At 68.5% G+C, this 19946-nt stretch carries 17 protein-coding genes; 9 read left to right on the forward strand and 8 right to left on the reverse strand.

What is annotated here, in order from left to right:
* Positions 1-42: 42 nt before the first annotated feature.
* The 3 genes from ACM1PE_RS15490 (at position 43) to nirD (ending at position 4138) form a co-directional block, all read left to right on the forward strand.
* The gene (locus tag ACM1PE_RS15490; protein WP_419343742.1) at positions 43-930 is read left to right on the forward strand and encodes a LysR family transcriptional regulator; all 888 of its coding nucleotides are present in this window, start codon (positions 43-45) and stop codon (positions 928-930) included.
* Positions 931-1238: 308 nt separating this feature from the next.
* Positions 1239-3788, forward strand: a complete 2550-nt coding sequence (nirB, locus tag ACM1PE_RS15495) for a nitrite reductase large subunit NirB (protein ID WP_419343743.1) — start codon at positions 1239-1241, stop codon at positions 3786-3788.
* Positions 3788-4138: a nitrite reductase small subunit NirD gene (gene nirD, locus ACM1PE_RS15500; RefSeq protein WP_059373409.1), complete on the forward strand. Its 351-nt coding sequence runs from the start codon at positions 3788-3790 to the stop codon at positions 4136-4138. Before nirB ends, nirD begins: the two co-directional genes overlap by 1 nt.
* An 18-nt stretch (positions 4139-4156) precedes the next feature.
* Here nirD and ACM1PE_RS15505 read toward each other — a convergent pair whose 3' ends face one another.
* Positions 4157-6208 (reverse strand): transcriptional regulator, encoded by a 2052-nt coding sequence (locus ACM1PE_RS15505; RefSeq protein WP_419343744.1) that lies wholly within the window; start codon positions 6206-6208, stop codon positions 4157-4159.
* A gap of 125 nt (positions 6209-6333) precedes the next feature.
* Between ACM1PE_RS15505 and ACM1PE_RS15510 the strand changes: the two genes are divergently transcribed.
* Complete coding sequence (locus ACM1PE_RS15510) at positions 6334-7182, forward strand: class I SAM-dependent methyltransferase (RefSeq protein ID WP_118934853.1); 849 nt, start codon at positions 6334-6336, stop codon at positions 7180-7182.
* A gap of 219 nt (positions 7183-7401) precedes the next feature.
* Here ACM1PE_RS15510 and ACM1PE_RS15515 read toward each other — a convergent pair whose 3' ends face one another.
* The 7 genes from ACM1PE_RS15515 to ACM1PE_RS15545 form a co-directional block, all read right to left on the reverse strand.
* Positions 7402-8262, reverse strand: a complete 861-nt coding sequence (locus tag ACM1PE_RS15515) for a D-amino acid aminotransferase (RefSeq protein WP_118934855.1) — start codon at positions 8260-8262, stop codon at positions 7402-7404.
* 25 nt (positions 8263-8287) lie between these two features.
* Complete coding sequence (locus ACM1PE_RS15520) at positions 8288-9016, reverse strand: amino acid ABC transporter ATP-binding protein (RefSeq protein WP_306637085.1); 729 nt, start codon at positions 9014-9016, stop codon at positions 8288-8290.
* Between the two features lie 27 nt (positions 9017-9043).
* Entirely contained in the window at positions 9044-9727 is a 684-nt protein-coding gene (locus ACM1PE_RS15525; RefSeq protein WP_059373420.1) for an amino acid ABC transporter permease, read from the reverse strand.
* Positions 9724-10479, reverse strand: coding sequence for an amino acid ABC transporter permease (locus ACM1PE_RS15530; RefSeq protein WP_059373422.1), 756 nt, complete (start codon positions 10477-10479; stop codon positions 9724-9726). Before ACM1PE_RS15530 ends, ACM1PE_RS15525 begins: the two co-directional genes overlap by 4 nt.
* A gap of 81 nt (positions 10480-10560) precedes the next feature.
* Complete coding sequence (locus ACM1PE_RS15535; protein WP_118934859.1) at positions 10561-11469, reverse strand: transporter substrate-binding domain-containing protein; 909 nt, start codon at positions 11467-11469, stop codon at positions 10561-10563.
* A 101-nt stretch (positions 11470-11570) separates the two neighbouring features.
* On the reverse strand, positions 11571-12470 hold the full coding sequence (locus ACM1PE_RS15540) for a LysR family transcriptional regulator (RefSeq protein WP_059373425.1): 900 nt from the start codon (positions 12468-12470) through the stop codon (positions 11571-11573).
* A 114-nt stretch (positions 12471-12584) separates the two neighbouring features.
* Positions 12585-13646: a LacI family DNA-binding transcriptional regulator gene (locus tag ACM1PE_RS15545; protein WP_059373427.1), complete on the reverse strand. Its 1062-nt coding sequence runs from the start codon at positions 13644-13646 to the stop codon at positions 12585-12587.
* A gap of 112 nt (positions 13647-13758) precedes the next feature.
* Between ACM1PE_RS15545 and ACM1PE_RS15550 the strand changes: the two genes are divergently transcribed.
* From ACM1PE_RS15550 to ACM1PE_RS15570, 5 genes are all read left to right on the forward strand, one after another.
* Positions 13759-14778, forward strand: a complete 1020-nt coding sequence (locus ACM1PE_RS15550) for a TRAP transporter substrate-binding protein (protein WP_306637083.1) — start codon at positions 13759-13761, stop codon at positions 14776-14778.
* A 9-nt stretch (positions 14779-14787) separates the two neighbouring features.
* On the forward strand, positions 14788-16668 hold the full coding sequence (locus ACM1PE_RS15555) for a TRAP transporter large permease subunit (RefSeq protein ID WP_059373429.1): 1881 nt from the start codon (positions 14788-14790) through the stop codon (positions 16666-16668).
* A gap of 66 nt (positions 16669-16734) precedes the next feature.
* Positions 16735-17274 (forward strand): VOC family protein, encoded by a 540-nt coding sequence (locus ACM1PE_RS15560; protein WP_059373431.1) that lies wholly within the window; start codon positions 16735-16737, stop codon positions 17272-17274.
* A 23-nt stretch (positions 17275-17297) separates the two neighbouring features.
* Complete coding sequence (locus tag ACM1PE_RS15565) at positions 17298-18575, forward strand: ribulose-bisphosphate carboxylase large subunit family protein (protein WP_419343745.1); 1278 nt, start codon at positions 17298-17300, stop codon at positions 18573-18575.
* The gene (locus ACM1PE_RS15570; RefSeq protein ID WP_419343746.1) at positions 18572-19921 is read left to right on the forward strand and encodes a four-carbon acid sugar kinase family protein; all 1350 of its coding nucleotides are present in this window, start codon (positions 18572-18574) and stop codon (positions 19919-19921) included. The genes ACM1PE_RS15565 and ACM1PE_RS15570 overlap by 4 nt, the downstream gene beginning before the upstream one ends.
* Positions 19922-19946 lie beyond the last annotated feature (25 nt).

Below are 19946 nucleotides of genomic sequence, written 5' to 3' on the forward strand. Positions count from 1 at the left end.
GCTCAGCCCCTTTTGCTGGCCGCCTACTCCGGGAACCGCCCCATGGACCTGAAGCACATCCGCACTTTTGCCGCCGTGGCCCGCGAGGGCAACCTGACGCGCGCGGCCGAACATCTGCACCTGACCCAGCCCGCGCTCAGCCTGCAGCTGAAGAATTTCCAGGAAGCGCTGGACCTGACCCTGTTCTCGCGCACGGCGCAGGGCCTGGCGCCCAATGCCGACGGCCGCGCGCTGCTGCCCTCGGCGCAGCGCATCCTGGACGCCCTCGACGACTTCCAGCGCGCCCTGGGCGCCTTGCGCGACACCGTCCAGGGCGATCTGCGCATCGGCACCATCCTCGATCCCGAATTCCTGCGCCTGGGCGCCACGCTGCAATACCTGGTGGAGCACTACCCCAAGATCCGCCCCACCCTGCGCCACGGCATGTCCGGATCGGTGGCGAAACAGGTGCGGGCGGGCGAGCTGGACGTGGGCTTTTCCCTCGGGCCGCAAGGGCGCGACGCGGCTCCCGCCGGGCTCGAGGCGCTGCCGCTCGCCTCCTTCGCCTATTTCGTCGTCGCCCCCAAGGGCTGGGGCGCGCAGGTGGCCGGCCGCGACTGGGCCGCGATCGCCGCCCTGCCCTGGATCTGGACGCCGCCGGATTCGGTGCACCACAGGCTGCTGTCGGATAAGTTCGACGCGCTGGGCGCCGCGCCCAACGCCGTGGCCGAAGTGGACCAGGAAGCCTCGATGCTGGACCTGGTGCGTTCGGGCGTGGGCCTGTCGCTGGCGCGCGACTCGATCGCGCTGCGCGAGTCCCAGGCCAGCGGGCTGGTGCTGGTCAAGGGGCTGGCGATCCAGGCCGAACTCGCCTTCATCACCCAGGCCTCCCGCCGCGACGATCCCCTGGTCGCAGCGGCCTTCGCCGCCGTCCAGGCGGCGTTTGCCTAGGTCCATCCGCTGCGCCAAACGGGTGCAGCGACGCACGGCAATATGCACCGCCTTGACGCACGCCGGCTGCAGCTGCGCGGCGCGCGACGCGCGCGCCAAAAGCCATTCTGGGTCCGCTTCCCCTATGAAGATCCGCGCGCGCCGATGGTCATCGGCATCCCTGGCACAGACTTTGCTTGATGGTTCATGCGCGGGCCGCAAGGCTGGCGAGACAACTTGAGCAGCAACGGCAATGGCGCCCCGACCGCAAGGTCCAGGGCGCCATTGCGTTTTCTGAAACCCGAATACCCAAGCCCCGGGGACATCCCATGAAAGTAGCGGCCGCATCCGATTCTCTGCAGACCCTCGTCGTCATCGGCAACGGCATGGTGGGTCACCATTGCGTCGAGCAACTCATCGCCGGCGGCGCGCTTGCGCGCTACCGCATCCACGTCTACGGCGAGGAAAGCCGCCGCGCCTACGACCGCGTGCACCTGTCCGAATACCTGAACGGGCGCGACGCGGAATCGATGGCGCTGGGCGATGCCGCGCTGTATGAACACGAAGGCGTGACCCTGCACCTGGGCACACCCGTGCTGGAGATCGACCGCCGCCAGCGCGAAATCGTGACCGCCAGCGGCCGCAGCGCCTACGACAAGCTGATACTTGCCACGGGCTCCTATCCCTTCGTGCCGCCGATCACGGGCGCGGAAGGCGCATCGCGCCTGGTGTACCGCACGCTCGACGACCTGGACCTGATCCGCGAGGCCGCCCGCGGCGCGCGCCGCGGCGTGGTGGTGGGCGGCGGCCTGCTGGGGCTGGAAGCCGCCCATGCGCTGAAGTCGCTGAACCTGGAGGCCCACGTGGTCGAGTTCGCGCCGCGCCTGATGCCGGTGCAGCTGGACGAGCAAGGCGGCGCGGCGCTCAAGGCGCGCATCGAGGCGCTGGGCGTGGGCGTGCACCTGTCGCGCGCCACCCAGGACATCAAGCCCGGCACGCAGTACCGCTACCGCATGCGCTTTGCCGAAGGCGCCCCGCTGGAAACCGACCTGATCGTGTTTTCGGCCGGCATCCGGCCGCAGGTGGCGCTGGCGCGCAAGGCCGGGCTGACGCTGGCCGAGCGCGGCGGCGTAGCCATCGACGACCAATGCCGCAGCAGCGATGAAAACATCTACGCCATCGGCGAATGCGCGGCCTGGAACGGCAGCGTGTTCGGGCTGGTGGCGCCTGGTTATCAGATGGCGCGCACGGTGGCGGCTGCGCTTTGCGGCAACGCCGATCAGGCGTTCAGCGGCGCCGACATGTCCACCAAGCTCAAGCTGCTGGGCGTGGACGTGGGTTCGATCGGCGACGCCCACGGCGCCACGCCCGGCGCGCGCAGCTACCGCTACATCGACGAGGCCGGCGCCGGCTACCGCCGCCTGGTGGTGTCGGCCGACGGCAAGCGCGTGCTGGGCGCGGTGCTGGTGGGCGACAACAGCTACTACGACACGCTGCTGCAATACGTGCAGAACGGCAGCGCGACGCCCGCCGACCCGGCCAGCCTGATCCTGCCGCAGGGCCAGGGTGCGCCGCTCCTGGGCGTGGATGCGCTGCCCGCCGCCGCCACCATCTGTTCCTGCCATAACGTGAGCAAGGGCGCGGTCTGCGCCGCGATCGACGGCGGCTGCGCGGACCTGGGCGCGGTCAAGAGCTGCACCAAGGCCGCGTCCGGCTGCGGCGGCTGCGCCAGCCTGCTCAAGCAGGTGGTCGAGCACGAACTGGCCAGCCGCGGCGTGGCCGTGGACAAGAGCCTTTGCGAACACTTCCCTCACACCCGCCAGGAGCTGTACGCCATCGTGCGCGTCAGCGGCATCGAATCCTTCGACGAGCTCCTGGCCAGCCACGGGCGCGGCCAGCAGGGCTGCGACATCTGCAAACCCGCGGTGGGCTCCATCCTGGCCTCCTGCTGGAACCGCCCGATCCAGGATCCCCACCTGGTGCCGCTGCAGGACACCAACGACACCTTCATGGCCAACATGCAGAAGAACGGCACCTACTCGGTCGTGCCACGCATCCCCGCGGGCGAGATCACGCCCGACGGCCTGATCGCCATCGGCGCGGTCGCCAAGAAGTACCAGCTGTACACCAAGATCACCGGCGGCCAGCGCATCGACCTGTTCGGCGCGCAGCTGCATGAACTGCCGGACATCTGGGCGGAATTGATCGCCGCCGGGTTCGAGACCGGCCATGCCTACGGCAAATCCACTCGCACCGTGAAGTCCTGCGTCGGCAGCACCTGGTGCCGCTACGGCGTGCAGGACAGCGTCAAGATGGCGCTGGACATCGAGCACCGCTACAAGGGCCTGCGCTCGCCGCACAAGCTGAAGTTCGCCGTGTCCGGCTGCACCCGCGAATGCGCCGAGGCGCAAAGCAAGGACATCGGCGTCATCGCCACCGAAAACGGCTGGAACCTCTACGTCTGCGGCAATGGCGGCATGCGCCCGCGCCACGCGGAACTGTTCGCCACCGACCTGGACGACGCCGCCCTCATCCGCACCATAGACCGCCTCTTGATGTTCTACATCCGCACCGCCGACAAGCTGCAGCGCACTTCGGTGTGGCGCGAATCGCTCGAGGGCGGCCTGGACTATCTGAAGCAAGTGGTGCTGGAGGACAGCCTGGGCCTGTGCGCCGAGCTGGAAGCGCAGATGCAGCTGGTGGTCGATCGCTACGAATGCGAATGGGCCAACGCGCTGAACGATCCGGAAAAGCTCAAGCGCTTCCGCACCTTCGTCAACGACGCCAGCGCCGACCCCGGCATCCAGTTCGTGCAGGAACGCGGCCAGCCCCGGCCCGCTCCCGCCCGCGTCATCGCCATCACCGAGGAGATTGCCTGATGGACGCCCTGATCCGCGAACCCCAAGACTGGCGGCCGGTATGCCGGCGCCAGGATCTGGTGCCCAATTCCGGCGTGGTGGCGCTGGTGGATGGCGCGCAGGTCGCCTTGTTCTACGTGCCGCAAGCCGCCGGCGACGGCGTCTATGCCATCGATAACCGCGACCCCAAGTCCGGCGCCAACGTCATCGGCCGCGGCATCGTCGGCCACGTGGGCGGCGAACTCATCGTGGCCTCGCCGCTGTACAAGCAGCACTTCCGGCTTGCCGACGGGGTATGCGTGCAATACCCGGAGCAGCGGCTGCGGACCTGGCTGGCGCGCTTGAACGGCGATGCGGTGGAGATCGCCTGAAACGCGCCGCCCCCCGGCTCAGCCCAGTCCGATGCGCCGGGCGCCCGCCCTGAACAGCGCTTCGGCATCGCCGGCCAGGCGGAAGGCCGCCAGGAAGTCGTCCACGCGATATGCGGGATGCGTCTTGCGTATCGCGGCCAGCAAGCCGGAGGTTTCATCGTCCTTGCCAGCTATCGCCAGGCAGCAGGCCGCGATCGCCAGGATGTGCACGTGGGCGTTGGGGCGGGCCGCCGCCTTCAGCGCCCAGCCGGCGGCTTCCTCGAACCGGCCCAGGCGCACCAGCGCCAGGGCGCGCACGGCCAGCATGCCGAACAGCAGCGGGTCGTAGGGACTCAGTTCGCGTGAATGGTCGGACGAGCCTATCGCGGCCTCGGCGTCGCCCGACTGGCAGTGGACGAAGCCCAGGGTGTAGTGCGCCAGCGCGAAGTTCGGGCTCAGGTCCACGGCGCGCGTCAACTCGGCCAGCGACTGATCCTGGCTGCCGCGCAGCCATAGCGCGCGGCCCATGGCCCAATGCGCCGCCGGGTCGCGGTCGTCGGCGATCAGGCCCTGGCCGGCGGCTTCGAACGCCAGGTCGATGGCCGGCGCCTGCTCGCCCCAGCGCTGGAAAGCGTCCTGCCAATGGGTGAACGACAGGCCCGCGTAGGCCCGCGAGAACGTCGGGTCCAGCCGCAAGGCCATCTCGAAAAAGTGCCGCGCCTGCTCGTTGTCGGCCCGGTTGAAGCGGTACATATGCCACAGGCCGCGGTGATGGGCCTGCCAGGCGTCCAGGGAGTTCGGCGGCTTCAGAATGGCGCGGTTGCGCTCGGCGGCCTCGATTTCGATGTCGACGGCGGCCACGATCCGGTTGCCGATTTCATCCAGGGCCAGCAAGGCATCGTCCAGTTCGCGGTCGTAGACATCCGCCCACACGATGCGCGCGGTCCGGGCTTCTATGAGTTCAACGGCCACGGCGATGCGGTCTTGCCGGCGCTGCAGCCACCCGCTCACCACATAGTCCACATTAAGCGTGCGGCCGGCCTCGTCCGGCCCCACGTTGCGCTGGTCCAGCGCGAACACCGTGCCTTGCGCTATGACGAACAGGCTGCGCAGCTTGGCCAGCCGGGCGATGATGTCATAGGCCAGGCCATCGGCCAGCCCGCCGCGCACGCCGGCCTGCGCCGAGCGGTCCACGAACGGCATCACCGCGATCGAGGCGCGGCCCCCGCGCTGCGCGGGCGGCTCCTCGGGCGGCTCTCCTGGCGCGGCCTCCGGCTGCGGCGCCTGGCCGGTCCGCCCCCTCAACGCCCGCCACGCGTCGCGCAAGGGCCGCCAGTCCAACCCGTCCGCCTCGAAGGCCCGCACCGCGGCGGCCAGATGCTCCTCGCCTTCGCGCCACTGGCCGCGCTGCGCCAGCAGGCCCAGCAACAGCTCGTGCGCACGCCGGTCGAAGGGCGCGAGCTGCAGCCACTTGTCCAGGCAGGCGAAGGTATCGCCTGACGCTGCCGGGAGCCTGGCCGCCAAATGCTCCAGGACGGCGGCATGGCAGGCTCTCAGCCGCCGGCGCTGCGCGGTCAGCCAGTTGTTGAAGAAGGGATTGCGGTCGATCTCCAGCCCCTCGAGGAAATCACCCGCGAACAGCCCGGCCAGCGCTTGCAACCGCCCGCAGTCCAGCTGGGCGATGCCCTGCTGCATCGCGCTGCCGATTTCGATGGCATCCACATGGCAGTCGGCCAGGTCCAGCCTCACCGTATCCTGCGCCGTCTCGACCCTGCGCCGGCCGGGCTCGTCCAGCAGCGCGCGGGCCTTGCTGAGGCACCAGCGCAGTTCGCCGCGCGGATCGTTCGGAACGTCCCACAGCAGTTCGCACAGATGCGCGCGCTGCACGGGCTGCGGGGCAAGCGCCAGATAGGCGACAAGCGCGCGCAGCTTGCGCGACGGCGGCAGCGACAAGGCCGCGCCCGCCCGGCTGATCGCCATGGGTCCGAGCAGGCGCAGCCGGACCTCGCCGCCGGGGACGGAACCGGCCGGCCGCGCGGGGCCGGCCGAACCCTCGGCCGATTCCACGCCCGCTACCACGCCCGCCTCCATGGCCCGCTCTTAACTTGGATCTCGGGATGCACGGTGCGCGCAAGCCTGCGCGGCGCCGGTTGCGATTCCCCGGCAGGCCGGTATCGCGCGCTGCCGCATACACAGAGCCTTAACGGAGACAGACCATGTCCATTTCCTCCCTCGCCACCAGCCCCGTGCGCGACTCCGCGCAGCCCGACCTGGCCGCCTTGAAGACACGCCAGCAAGGCACCTGGGCTTCCGGGGACTATGCCGTAGTCGGCACCACGCTGCAGATCGTAGGAGAACAGCTGTGCGAATCGCTGGATGTCCGCGCCGGACAGAAGGTGCTTGATGTCGCCGCTGGCAACGGCAATGCCTCGCTGGCCGCCGCCCGCCGCTGGTGCGATGTCGTTTCGACCGACTACGTGCCGGCGCTGCTGGGCCGCGGCCGCGAACGCGCCGCCGCCGAGCACTTGAAAATGGAGTTCCAGGAAGCCGACGCCGAGGCCCTGCCGTTCCCGGATGGCGGATTCGACGCGGTCGTCTCGACCTTCGGCGTGATGTTCACGCCCGACCAGGACCAGGCGGCGGCCGAACTGGTCCGCGTCTGCCGCTCCGGCGGCAAGATCGGCCTGGCCAACTGGACCCCCGAAGGCTTCATCGGCCAGGTCTTCAAGACCATAGGCAAGCATCTGCCGCCGCCCGCCGGCGTCAAGTCGCCGGCGCTTTGGGGCACCCGCGCGCGCATCGAGGAAATGTTCGGTCCGCACGCCTCGTCGATCCAGACCCAGCCCCGCCACTTCGTGTTCCGCTACCGCTCCCCGGAACACTGGCTGCAGGTCTTCAAGACCTACTACGGCCCCCTGCTCAAGGCGTTTGGCGCATTGGATCCGGCCGCCCAAGCCGCGCTGACCAGCGATCTCATGGTGCAGATAGACCGGTATAACCGCTCCGGCGACAGCGCGATGGTCGTACCCAGCGAATACCTGGAGATCGTGGTGACGCGCCGGTGACCGGACCTTGATGCCTGGCTTGGGCCGGTCCGGGCCATCCACGCGGACAGCGGACGGGAAGCGATCCATGGCGCAACGCCTTCACGGCCGCCCGCGGAATGGCCCGGGCGGCCGATGTAGACCAACCATACGATGAGATAGGCAATGGCGTGCCGGCCATTGCCGGACGGGGTGCGAGCCCTTATGCGGAATCATACGCCCGCCCTGGCTCGCGCGCCGCTACAGCGCGCAAGCCAGCGCGTACTCCATGTAGAGCTGCCGCAGCTCGCGGCACACGGGTCCGGGCTGGCCCGTGCCGACGCGCTGGCCGTCCAGCTCGATGACCGGCAGCACGAAATGCAGCGCCGACGTCAACACCAGCTCCGTCGCCCGCCGGCATTCGTCCAGCGTGAACTTGCGCTCCTCCACCGCCACCCCGCGCTTGGCGGCCAGCGCCAGCACCGCCGCGCGCGTGCAGCCCGGCAGTATCTCGCGCGACAAGGGCCGCACCACGATCCGTCCTTGCGCGTCGACCAGCAGCGCGCTCGACGAGGCGCCTTCCGTCACCACACCGTCGGCATCGACCATCAACGCCTCGAACGCGCCCGAGGCCTGCGCGGCCTGCTTGGCCAGCACCTGGGCGATCAGCGACACGCTCTTGATGTCGCGCCGCTGCCAGCGCATGTCCGGCACGCTGGCCACCCGCACGCCAGATTCCGCCAGCGGATTGACGCGCAAGGACTTCTCGCTGACGTACATCATCACGGTGGGCTCGACGTCGGCGGGAAAGGCGAAATCGCGCTTGCTGTCCGTGCCGCGCGTCACCTGCACATAGACGGACCCCTCGCGCAGGCCGTTGCGCAGCACCAGTTCGCGGCAACGCGCCAGCAGCGTGTCGCGCGGCAGCGGATTGCGGATGCCGACTTCGGCCAGGCTGCGCGCCAGGCGGGCGGCGTGCCGCTCGAACTCCAGCAGCAGGCCGTCGATTACCGCGATCACCTCATAGACGCCGTCGCCGAAAAGAAAGCCCCGGTCCAGCGCCGGGATGACGGCCTGCTCGGCCGGAACAAGATTGCCGTTGATATGGAAAATGGAAGACATGGATGCCTAGGTGGAGTGAAGGAAATCAGTGGCTGATGATGCGGGACAGGAAAGCTCGCGAACGCGCCGACGCGGCGTTGCCGAAGAACGCCGCGGCGCTGGCATCGTCGACGATCTCGCCGGACTCCATGAACACGACGCGGTCGGCGACGCGGCGCGCGAATCCCATTTCATGCGTGACGACCATCATGGTCATGCCGTCGCGCGCCAGCCCCGTCATCACGTCCAGCACTTCACCGATCATTTCCGGGTCTAGCGCCGAGGTCGGCTCGTCGAACAGCATCACCACCGGGTCCATGGCCAGCGCCCGCGCAATCGCGACCCGCTGCTGCTGCCCGCCCGATAGCTGTCCCGGGTGCTTGCCGCCATGCGCCGCCACGCCGACGCGTTCCAGCAGCGCGGCCGCCTTCTCCAGCGCTTGCGCGCGGCTGCGGCCCAGCACGCTGACCTGCCCCAGGCAGACGTTCTCCAGCACCGTCAGATGGGGAAACAGCTCGAAATGCTGGAACACCATGCCGACGCGGGCGCGCAGTTTCGGCAGATCCGTGCCGGGCGCGCCGACGTCGGTGCCGTCGACCACGATGCGGCCCGCATCGAAAGGTTCCAGACGGTTCACGCACTTGATCAGCGTGGACTTGCCCGACCCGGACGGCCCGCAGACCACCACGACCTCGCCGCGCTGCACGCGCAGCGAGCATTGCTTGAGCACCGGCAGATCGCCGTAGCGCTTGCCGACCTGTTCGATCTCGATCATGTATGTAGACTCCTCATGGAAACAGCTTCAGGCCCCGATCCGGGCGCGCAGCGCCCGCACGCCGCGCGAGGCGGTGAACGAGATCACGAAAAACACCAGCGCCACCAGCATGTACATTTCCACCAGGCGGTTGTCGCGCTGCGCGATCTTGGTCGCGGCCCCCAGAAAATCCGTGAGCGACAGGACGTAGACCAGCGCCGTTTCCTGGAAGATGACGATCACCTGGGTCAGCAGCACCGGCAGCATGTTGCGAAATGCCTGCGGCAGGATCACCTTGCGCAGCACTTGCGCATGCGTGAGGCCCAGGGCGCTGCCGGCGGCATACTGGCCTGGCCCCACGCTCCCGACCCCGGCCCGGATGATTTCGGAAAAATACGCGGCTTCGAACAGGATGAAAGTGATGAAAGCCGACCCCATGGCCCCCAGCACGATGGGCCGCTCAGCCCCCGTGACCGCCTGCAGCGCATACGGCAGGATGAAATAGATCAGGAAGATCACCAGCACCAGCGGCAGCGAGCGGAACAGGTTCACGTACACCGTGGCAGGCCACGCCAGCAGGCGGCCGCCATACAGCCGCGCAATCGCCAGCAAGGTGCCCAGCAGCACGCCGCCCACGGTCGACGTGAAGGTCAGCAGCAGGGTAAAGCGCAGGCCCGACAGGATCAGGTACGGCAACGCGTCAACGATGGCTTGCAGGTCGAAATCCGTCATGCCCTGCCCCCTTTCGCCGCGCGCCCGCCGACCGCGCGCCCCGGAATGCGCAACTTGTATTCGAGCGCCCGCATCACCACGATCACAATCAGGTTGAGCGCCAGATAGGCCATGGTCGCGGTCAGGAACGCCTCGAACACCTGGAACGAAAACTCCTGCATCGCATGGGCCTGGGCGGTCAGTTCCGCCAGCCCGATGGTCAGCGCCACCGAGGTGTTCTTGATGGTGTTCAGGCAGTCCGACGTCATGGTGGGCAGGACCGTGCGCAGCGCATTCGGCAACAGCACGTGCCAGTACAACTGGGGCAAGGTCAGCCCCAGCGCCAGGCCCGCGTTGCGCTGCCCCTTCGGCAGCGCTTCAATCCCCGCGCGCAGCTGTTCGCCGATGCGCGCCGACATATACATGCCGATGGCCAGCGCCGCCGTGTAAAAGGACGCGTCGGGCAGTTGCTTGATCCAGTCTCCCGCCGCCGTCGGCAGCAGTTCCGGCAAGACGAAGTACCACAGGAACATCTGCACGATCAGCGGGATGTTCCGGAACACTTCCACGTAGACGGCCGCCGCCGCGCGCACCCCGCGATACGGCAGCGTGCGCGCCACGCCGACCGCCAGGCCCAGCGCCAGCGCGATCAGCCACGCCAGCGCCGCCGTCTTGACCGTCACGCTCAATCCATCCAGCAGGGTTTGCAGATAGGTTTGCCCGCCATCGGGCGACGGGGCCAGCAGCACGCCCCAGTTCCATTGATATGCCATGCTTTTCTCGATGATCAGGCCGCGCGCGGTCCCGGCCCGGGGGCGGGGCCGCGCATCGGCGTATTGCGGCAGGTTCCGGGCCTAGCGGTAGGCGGCCGGATCGCCCGAGTCGGTGGGAGTGGCGACCACGCGCTTGAGCGCCTCGCTCATCGCCACGTTCAGGTTGATGCCCTTGGGCGGCAGCGGGCTGCGGTACCAACGGTCGTACAGGGCCTGGAACTCGCCGCTGGCATAGAGCGTCTTGATGGTGTCGTCCACCAGCGCCTTGAACTGCGGATCGTCGCGGCGCAGCATGATGGCGTAGGGCTCGATCGACAGGGACTCGTCGGACACCTCGTAACGGTCGGGCTGCTTGGCGTTGGCGATCAGGCCGTACAGCAGGATGTCATCCATCACGAAGGCGGCGGCGCGGCCGGTCTCCACCATCAGAAAGCCTTCCGCGTGCTCCTTCACGGGCACGATGCGCATGCCCAAGCCCCGCGTTTCATTCAGCTCGTTGATCTGACGGATGTTCGCGGTCCCGGAGGTCGACGCCACCACCTTGCCCTTCAGGTCGTCGATGGAACGCAACTTGGACGACTTCTGGCTGAGGAACCGGTTGCCGGTGACGAAGGTCGTGACCGAGAACGCCACCTGCTGCTGGCGGTCCAGCGTGTTGGAGGTCGAGGCGCACTCCAGGTCTATGGTGCCGTTGCCCATCAGCGGAATGCGCGTGGCGGAGGTGACGGGCAGGTATTTGACCTGGATGTCGCTGCGCTTCAGACGGGCCTGCACCGCGCTGACGATGCGATTGCAGATGTCGATGGAGTAGCCGACGGGTTTCTGGTTGCCGTCGTAGTAGGAAAACGGGATCGAGGTCTCGCGATGGCCGATGGTGATCGCGCCGGTGTCAGCGACCTTCTTCAGCGTGCCGTCGAGCTGCTGGGCCGCGACGGGGCCCGCCATTGCAACCGTCAATGCCGCGATCAATGCCTTGATGGAAAGTGCCATGCTTTTCTCCTTGGGATTCATGTACTTGTGGGGTGCTGCGCAGGACTCGCCGCCGAGCGCGCCCGTCTCCCGCCCGTGGCGGGAGTGGCGGGCGCGGCCAGTCAACGTTGGGTATACAGGTTGAACACGCGCTGCACCGGCTCCTGGGCCGGCCCCTGGCGGCGCGCATACATGCAGATCTGCATCGGGACGGCGCAGCGCCGGTCCTTGATCGCGACGATCTCTCCCGCGTCCACCGACGCCCGGGCGCTGGACTCGGGCAGCCACGCCAACCCGACGCCGGCGCTGACCAGCGTGCGCGCGCCGTCCACGAAATCGGTTTCGCAGACGCGCTGCAGGACGGGACGTTGCAACAGGTCGCCGCAAGACAGGTCTACCAGCCGCCGGAAATAGGCGCCCTGGGCATGCGACACATAGGGGTAACGCGCCTGGGAATCGGCGTCGTACAGCGCGGTTTCGTCCACCGGCATCGCGGCGGGGCGGAACAGGCGCAGGAAGTCGGGTTCCATGCCGGTCCGCATATAGGCTTGCGGATCCAGCTGTATGTCTTCCGCGGCGTGGCGAAAGCACACCAGCAAGTCCACCACGCCGGCCGCCAGCCACTCGACCGAATCGTGCACATTGCCCACATGCAGGCGCAGCGACTCGACCCCGCTCTCCTCCTTCCAGCGGACGCACCACCCCGGGAAGTGCGAGGTCGCCAGGCAATGCGGCATCGCCACCCTGAGGACCGCGCCGTCATGTCCGGTGACGCTGGCCTCGCCGCGCGCATCCACCACCTTGCGCACGATCTCGGCGGCATTGGAACGGAATTGCTCGCCCGCCACCGTCAGCCGCAAGGGAAAGCAGCCCCGGTCGATCAGCGCCGCGCCTGCCCAGGTTTCCAGGGACTGGATGCGGCGGCTGAACGCCGACTGCGACACATGCCGCAGCTCGGCCGCCGTGGTGAACTGCCCGCATTCCGCCAAGGTCAGGAAATCCTGGAACCAACGTAGATCCATTGCAACCGCCGCGCCGTCAGAGTGAATGCGAGGCAGTATAGGGACCGCGCCAGGCGGGCTTATGCATAGTTTGCATAACGCGCCCGCAGTCAGGGTTACTCCCGACTCTTCCGCCTAGGGCAGGTTTTCCCGGAAGATCACCTGGCTGCGCGCCAGTTCCACCCCGTTCATCGGGCTGCGCTTGTCGCGCAGGTTGCAGAAGATGCGCACGCAGCTCATCAGCGCCTCCATCGGGCTTTGCGTGATGACCGCGTCCATGGTGCCGTCGATCAGCAGCGCGCGGGTGTCGGGCGTGAGGCCGTGGCCGATGAAGACCACCCGGTGCTGCTGCCCGGCTTCCTTCAGCGCGCGCGCCACGCCGTCGGACGCGCCGCCGATGTTGTAGATGCCGGCCAGCTGCGGGTATTGCTCCAGCAGTTGGCGGGTCTGTTCGTAGTTGCGCTGCGCGTCGTCGTAGCCTTCGCGCAGGTCCACCACCTGCATGGCCTGGAACTGTTCGGCGTACAGCTGCAGGAAGCCGCCTTCGCGTTCTTCGTGGGCGCGGTAGTGGCGCGACCCGGCGATCAGCGCCACGTGCGCCGCGCGCGACCCGATGAAGCGCGCGATCAGGTAGCCCGCGGTGCGCCCGGCGGCGCGGTTGTCCAGGCCCACATAGGCCACGCGGGCGCTGTTGGCCAGGTCGGAGATCAGCGTCACCGCCGGCACGCCCTGCTGCGCCAGCAGGTTGACCGCCTCGCGCACCGCGGGATGCTCCAGCGCCATGAACGCAATGCCGTCGGCGCGCTTGCCATGCTTGGCCAGCGCCTGCGCCAGCGCGTCCGGATTGAAGCTCTCCACGTACTCGACCTGGCACCTGGCGTTGAGCGGCGCGAAGTGCTCCTGAGCATAGCTGACGGTGTCGCCCAGCATGCGCAAGTAGCGGTTGCTGCCTCGCGGCAGCAGGAACACCAGCCGCAAGGGTTCGGGCGCCGCGGCCGCGCGGACCTCCTGCTCCGGCAGGTAATCCAGCTCGATGGCCGCCTTGAAGACTTTCTGGGCGGTGCTGGCGCGCACGCCCGGCCTGCGATTCAGGACCCGGTCGGCGGTCGCGGTCGACACTCCAGCGCGCTCCGCCACATCGGCCAGGCGTGCCAGCTTGCGTTCGGGAGGCGTTCGATTCACATCAAAATCCATCATTAATCAGGTTTGACGATGTTGGCAACGATTCACTATTGTCCAGTCTGCCGCATGGTACTGGCGCTGTTGTGGCACATCAAAAAACATCATAACCAAGATTATGGAGACAAGCATGAAGCTGCTGACACGCCGTAGCGCCCTGCGCCGCCTTTGCGCGGTTCCCGCCGTCGCCCTGGCCTCGGGCTTTCCGCTGATCGCCCGCGCCGCCGACTACACGCTCAAGTACGGCAACAACCTGCCGGTCACGCACCCGCTGAACATCCGCGCCCAGGAGGCCGCCGAACGCATCCTCAAGGAAAGCAACGGCCGCGTGGACATCAAGATCTTCCCGAACAACCAATTGGGCGGGGACACCGACATGCTGGCCCAGGTGCGCTCGGGCGGCATCGACTTCTTCACCCCGTCCGCGCTGGTCATCGCGACCCTGGTGCCGGTCGCGGCGATCAACGCCGTAGGCTTCGCCTTCAAGGACTACAACCAGGTCTGGAGCGCCATGGACGGCGCGCTTGGCGCCCACGTGCGCGCCGCCATCGCGCAGCGCCGCCTCTACGCCTTCGAAAAAATGTGGGACAACGGCTTTCGCCAGACCACCAGTAGCAAGGCGCCGGTCAAGTCCGCCGCCGACATGGAAGGGCTGAAGATCCGCGTGCCGGTCAGCTCGCTGCCGATCTCCATGTTCAAGGGCCTGGGCGCCGCCCCTGCCAGCCTGCAGTTCAGCGAGGTCTATTCGTCGTTGCAGACCAAGGTGGTGGATGCGCAGGAGAACCCGCTGCCCATCATCCAGGTAGCCAAGCTGTACGAAGTGCAGAAGTACTGCTCGCTCACCAACCACATCTGGGACGGCTACTGGTTCATCGCCAACGGCCGCATGTGGGAAGGCCTGCCGCAAGACCTGAAGACTGTCGTGGCGCGCGGCATCAACGAGGCCGGCCTGGCCCAGCGCGAAGACATCAAGAAGCTCAACGCCTCGGTGCAGTCAGACCTGGAGGGCAAGGGACTGCTGTTCAACCAGCCGTCGGCAGACAGCTTCCGCGAGCAATTGCGCGCGGCAGGCTTCTACAAGGAATGGCAGGGCCGCTTCGGCAACGAGGCCTGGACCCTGCTGGAGCAGGCCGTCGGCAAGCTGGCCTGAGGACGCGCCATGTCCTCCCTGTCCGCTCCCCACGCCGCGCCGCAGGCGCTGCCGGCCCACCCCTTGCGCCGCGCCGCCGGCGCGCTCGACGCGCTGCTGGGCAGCGTGGTCGAACACGTGGCCGCGGCCATCGTGCTGGTCGAGATCGCGGTGCTGTTCGCCGGCGTGGTGGCGCGCTACGCCTTGCACAGCCCGCTGGTCTGGTCCGACGAACTGGCATCCATCCTGTTCCTGTGGCTGTCGATGCTGGGCGCGGTGGTCGCCCTGCGGCGCGGCGAACACATGCGGATGACGGCGCTGGTCAACAACGTCAGCCCGGCGCGCCGCGCCCAGCTGGAAACGCTGGCGCTGGCCGCGTCGCTGGCCTTCCTGGCGCTGATCCTGGCGCCCGCCGTGGAATACGCGCATGAAGAACACTTCATCATCACGCCCGCGCTGGAACTGAGCAACGCCTGGCGCGCCGCCGCGATTCCGGTGGGCATGGGGCTGATGGCGGTGGTGGCGCTGCTGCGCCTCCTGCGCACCCAGACCGCGCCGCAGATGCTGGCGGCGCTGGCGGGAGCCGCGGCCGTGGTCGCGCTGTTCTGGGTGGCGCAGCCCCTCTTCGCCACGCTGGGCAAGCTGAACCTGCTGATCTTCTTCGTGGGCATCGTCGCCGCCACGGTGTTCTCGGGCGTGCCCATCGCGTTCTCGTTTGCGCTGGCCACGTTCTCCTACCTGGCCCTGACCACCAACACGCCCATGGTGGTGATGGTGGGCCGGCTGGACGAGGGCATGTCGCACCTGATGCTGCTGGCGGTGCCGCTCTTCATTTTCCTGGGTTCGCTGATCGAGATGACCGGCATGGCGCGCGCCATGATCCAGTTCCTGGCCAGCCTGTTGGGCCACGTGCGCGGCGGGCTGTCCTACGTGCTGATCGGCGCGATGTACCTGGTGTCCGGCATCTCGGGTTCCAAGATCGCCGACATGGCGGCCATCGCGCCCGTGCTGTTCCCGGAAATGCAGAAGCGCGGCGCCAAGCCGGGCGACCTGGTGGCGCTGCTGTCCGCCACCGGCGCGCAGACCGAGACCATTCCGCCGTCCATCGTGCTCATCACCATCGGCTCGGTGACGGGCGTGTCCATCGCCGCGCTCTTCACCGGCGGGCTGCTGCCGGCCGTGGTGCTGGGCCTGGCCCTGTGCTCGGTGGTGTGGTGGCGTTACCGCAAGGAAGACCTGAGCCTGGCGCAGCGCTTCAGCGCCCGCGAGATCGGACGCTTCTTCGTCATCGCCCTGCCCGCCGTGGCCCTGCCCTTCGTGATCCGCGCCGCGGTGGTCGAAGGCGTGGCCACCGCCACCGAGGTCTCGACCATAGGCATCGTGTACTCGGCCGTGGTCGGCCTGCTGATCTACCGGCGCTTCGACTGGGCCCGCTTGAAGCCCATGCTGATCGAGACCGCCTCGTTGTCGGGCGCCATCATGCTGATCGTGGGCTGCGCCACGGCCATGGCCTGGGCGCTGACGCAGTCCGGCTTCTCCGGCGACCTGGCAAAGCTGATGGCCGGCATGCCCGGTGGCAGCTACGGCTTCCTGGCCGTGTCCATCGTGGCCTTCATCATCCTCGGCAGCGTGCTGGAAGGCATACCCGCCATCGTGCTGTTCGGCCCGCTGCTGTTCCCGATCGCGGCGCAGGCCGGCGTGCATGAGGTGCACTACGCCATGGTCGTGATCTTCGCCATGGGCATAGGCCTGTTCGCGCCGCCCTTCGGCGTGGGCTACTACGGCGCCTGCGCCATCAGCCGCGTCGATCCCAACGAAGGCATCGGCCCGATCTGGGGCTACGTCGCCGCGCTGCTGGTGGGCCTGGTGATCGTCGCCGCCTTCCCCTGGTTCTCCATCGGTTTCCTGTGAGATCCGCGGCCCGCAGCGGGCCGCATCCTCCCGACATCCTCAAACCTCTCCCGCAAAGAATCCATCATGAGTCGTTTCCTGGGCGAAATCCGCCAACTCGGTTATGTAGTGCACGACATCGAAGCCGCCATGGACTACTGGAGCAGCACGCTGGGCGTGGGCCCCTGGTACTACAACCCGCGCGTGCCCATCGTCAACTACCAGTACGACGGCGCGCGCCACGAACCGCACAACTCGGTAGCGCTGGCCAACTCCGGCTTCGTGCAGGTCGAACTGATCCAGACCCGCAACGACGTGCCCTCCATGTACCGCGACTTCCTGCAGGCCGGCCGCACCGGGCTGCAGCACGTGGCCTACTGGACCGAAAGCTACGACGCCGACCTGGAGCGCCTGCTGGCGCAGGGCTTCAAGCCCAAGATGAGCGGCGAAGTGGGCGAGAAAGGCCGCTTCATCTACTTCGACACCGAATACCACCCGGGCACCGTGATCGAACTGTCCGAAGTCGCCGGCCCCAAGGGCCGCCTGTTCGACCTGATCCGCGACAGCGCCCGCGATTGGGACGGCAAGGACCCCGTGCGCCCCTTTCCCGACCTGAACCGGATCTGATTCCCTTACCCGCCACCGCCGCCATGAATTCCCAATCGTTTAGCGCCACCTACCTGATCGAAACCCCGCTGGACCCCGCAAAGGTCGCGGAGATCATGGCCGGCGAGCAATCCTGCGGCACCTTTACCCGGGTGCAGGGCGAAACCGACGAGCTGCGCGCCCGTGCCCGCGCGCGCATCGAGTCCATCGAGTCCCTGGAATCCGTGTCCGCGCCCAGCCTGCCCAACGCCTGGCTGGCGCGCCAGCCGGGCGGTATGCCCGGCCGCTACCAGCGCGCCCGCGTGCGCATCGCCTTTCCCGTCGCCAACGTCGGCGCCAACCTGCCGACGCTGGCTGCCACGGTAGGCGGCAACCTGTACGACCTGGGCGAAGTCACCGGGCTGCGCCTGGAAAGCATGGAGCTGCCGGCCAACTACCGCGCCCAATTCGACATGCCGCGCGCGGGCATCGCCGGCACGCGCCAACTGACCGGCGTGGCCCACGGTCCGCTGATAGGCACCATCATCAAGCCCAACGTCGGCCTGTCGCCCGAACAGACCGCGCACCTGGCGGCCCAGCTGTGCGCCGCGGGCGTGGACTTCATCAAGGACGACGAGGTCTGCGCCAACCCCGCCCACGCGCCGCTGGCCCAGCGCGTCGCCGCCGTCATGGCGGTGGTGCGCGCGCACCGCGAACGCACCGGGCGCCAGGTCATGGTGGCGTTCAACATCAGCGACGAAACCGACGCCATGCGCCGCCACGCAGACCTGATTGAACGCGAAGGCGGCACCTGCGTCATGGCCAGCCTGAACCATTGCGGCTACTCGGCCATCCAGACCCTGCGCCGCGGCACGCCGCTGGCGCTGCATGGACATCGCAACGGCTACGGCGCGCTGTCTCGTGCCCCCTTGCTGGGCGTGGGCTTCCAGGCCTACCAGACGCTATGGCGACTGGCCGGCGTGGACCATATGCACGTGCACGGCCTGCAGGGCAAGTTCGCCCAGGAAGACGCCGAAGTCGTCGAGTCGGCGCGCGACTGCCTGGCCTCGCTGACTCCCGGGATCGACGACCCCGTCATGCCGGCATTCTCGTCCGGACAATGGGCCGGCACCGTGCCCGCCACCTGGGCCGCCGTGCGCAGCGACGATCTGCTGTTCATGTCCGGCGGCGGCATCCTCGCCCACCCGGACGGCCCCGCCGCGGGCGTGCTCAGCATCCGCCAGGCCTGGCAGGCCATGCGCGACGGCGAGCGCCTGGAAGACTACGCGCGCAACGCGCCGGAACTGCGCCGCGCCATCGAGCGCTTCGGCGGCCGCGCATGAATTCAGCGGCGCAAGAAGAAACGCGGCCGCGGCTGGGCTGGTACGGCGACGACTTCACCGGCGCCACCGACACGCTGGCCGAAACCGCCCGCGCCGGCCTGCGCAGCCTGCTGTTCCTGGGCGTGCCCACGCAGGAACAACTGGGGCGCGCCGGGCCGCTGGACGCCATCGGCATCGCGGGCGCGGCGCGCGGCATGGCGCCGGCCGACATGCAGGCCGAACTGCGCGCCGTGGGCCGCTACATGGCGGGCGCGGGCGTGCGCGTGCTGCACTACAAGTGCTGCTCCACCTTCGACAGCGCGCCGCATGTGGGCAGCATCGGCGCAGCCGTGCGCGAGCTGCGCCGCCACATGCCCAACCCGCTGGTGCCTATCGTGGGCGGGCAGCCCAGCATCGGCCGCTATTGCAGCTTCGCCCAGCTGTTCGCGCGCGCGGGGTCCGCGCCCGAGATCCACCGCATCGACCGCCATCCGGTCATGAGCGCGCATCCCGTCACCCCCATGCACGAGGCCGACCTGCGCCTGCACCTGGCGGCGCAGGGCTTGGCGGACATCCGCTCCTTGCCGCACACGGCCTACCCGCGCCTGCGGCGGGCGGCGGATGCGCCGCTGCTGGACGACTGGATGCACCAGGTCATCGACAGTACCGACGGACCGCTGCTGCTGGATCTGGTCGACGAAGAACAGCTGGCCATCATCGGCCGCCTCATCTGGCGCGCGGCGTCCTGCCTGCCGCTGCTGGCGGTCGGCCCCAGCAGCGTGCAGCAGGCGCTGGCCCGCGCCATGCCAACCGGCGGCACAAGCGCCGCGGCCGCGCCGCTGCAAGCGGCCTCGGGTCCGGTGCTGGCGGTCGCCGGCAGCCTGTCTCCGGTCACGGCCAGGCAGATCGCCGCGTGCCGGCAATACCAGCGCCAGCCGCTGCAGGCGGAACGGCTCTTGCGGGACCCTGCCTATGCCGCGCAACAGGCGCAGCTGGCCGCCGCCACGCTGGCACAGGGCCGCAACGTACTGGCGCACACCGACCGGCCCGCCCAGCCCCTCGCCCCACATCAGACCGCTGCAACCGCCCGCGCCACCGGCCAACTGGTGGCGGACATCGTGCGCGCCAGCGCGCAAGCCGGCGCGCGCCTGTCGCGCATCGGCATCGCCGGCGGCGATACCTCCAGCCAGGCGACGCTGGCCCTGGGCGTCTGGGGCCTGGCGTTCCGCTGCGTGCTGGCGCCCGGCGTCACCGTCAGCCTGACGCGCAGCGACGACCCCGTGACCGACGGCATCGAGCTGATGCTCAAGGGCGGACAGATGGGCGGCGATCTGCTGTTCGATGAGTTGGCGTCGGGGCAGCGCTGAAGCGTGCGCGTCCGGGTTATGCTGC

Origin of the sequence: Achromobacter sp. PD1 (assembly GCF_048541815.1) — a bacterium.
GTDB lineage: Bacteria > Pseudomonadota > Gammaproteobacteria > Burkholderiales > Burkholderiaceae_B > Achromobacter > Achromobacter bronchisepticus_A.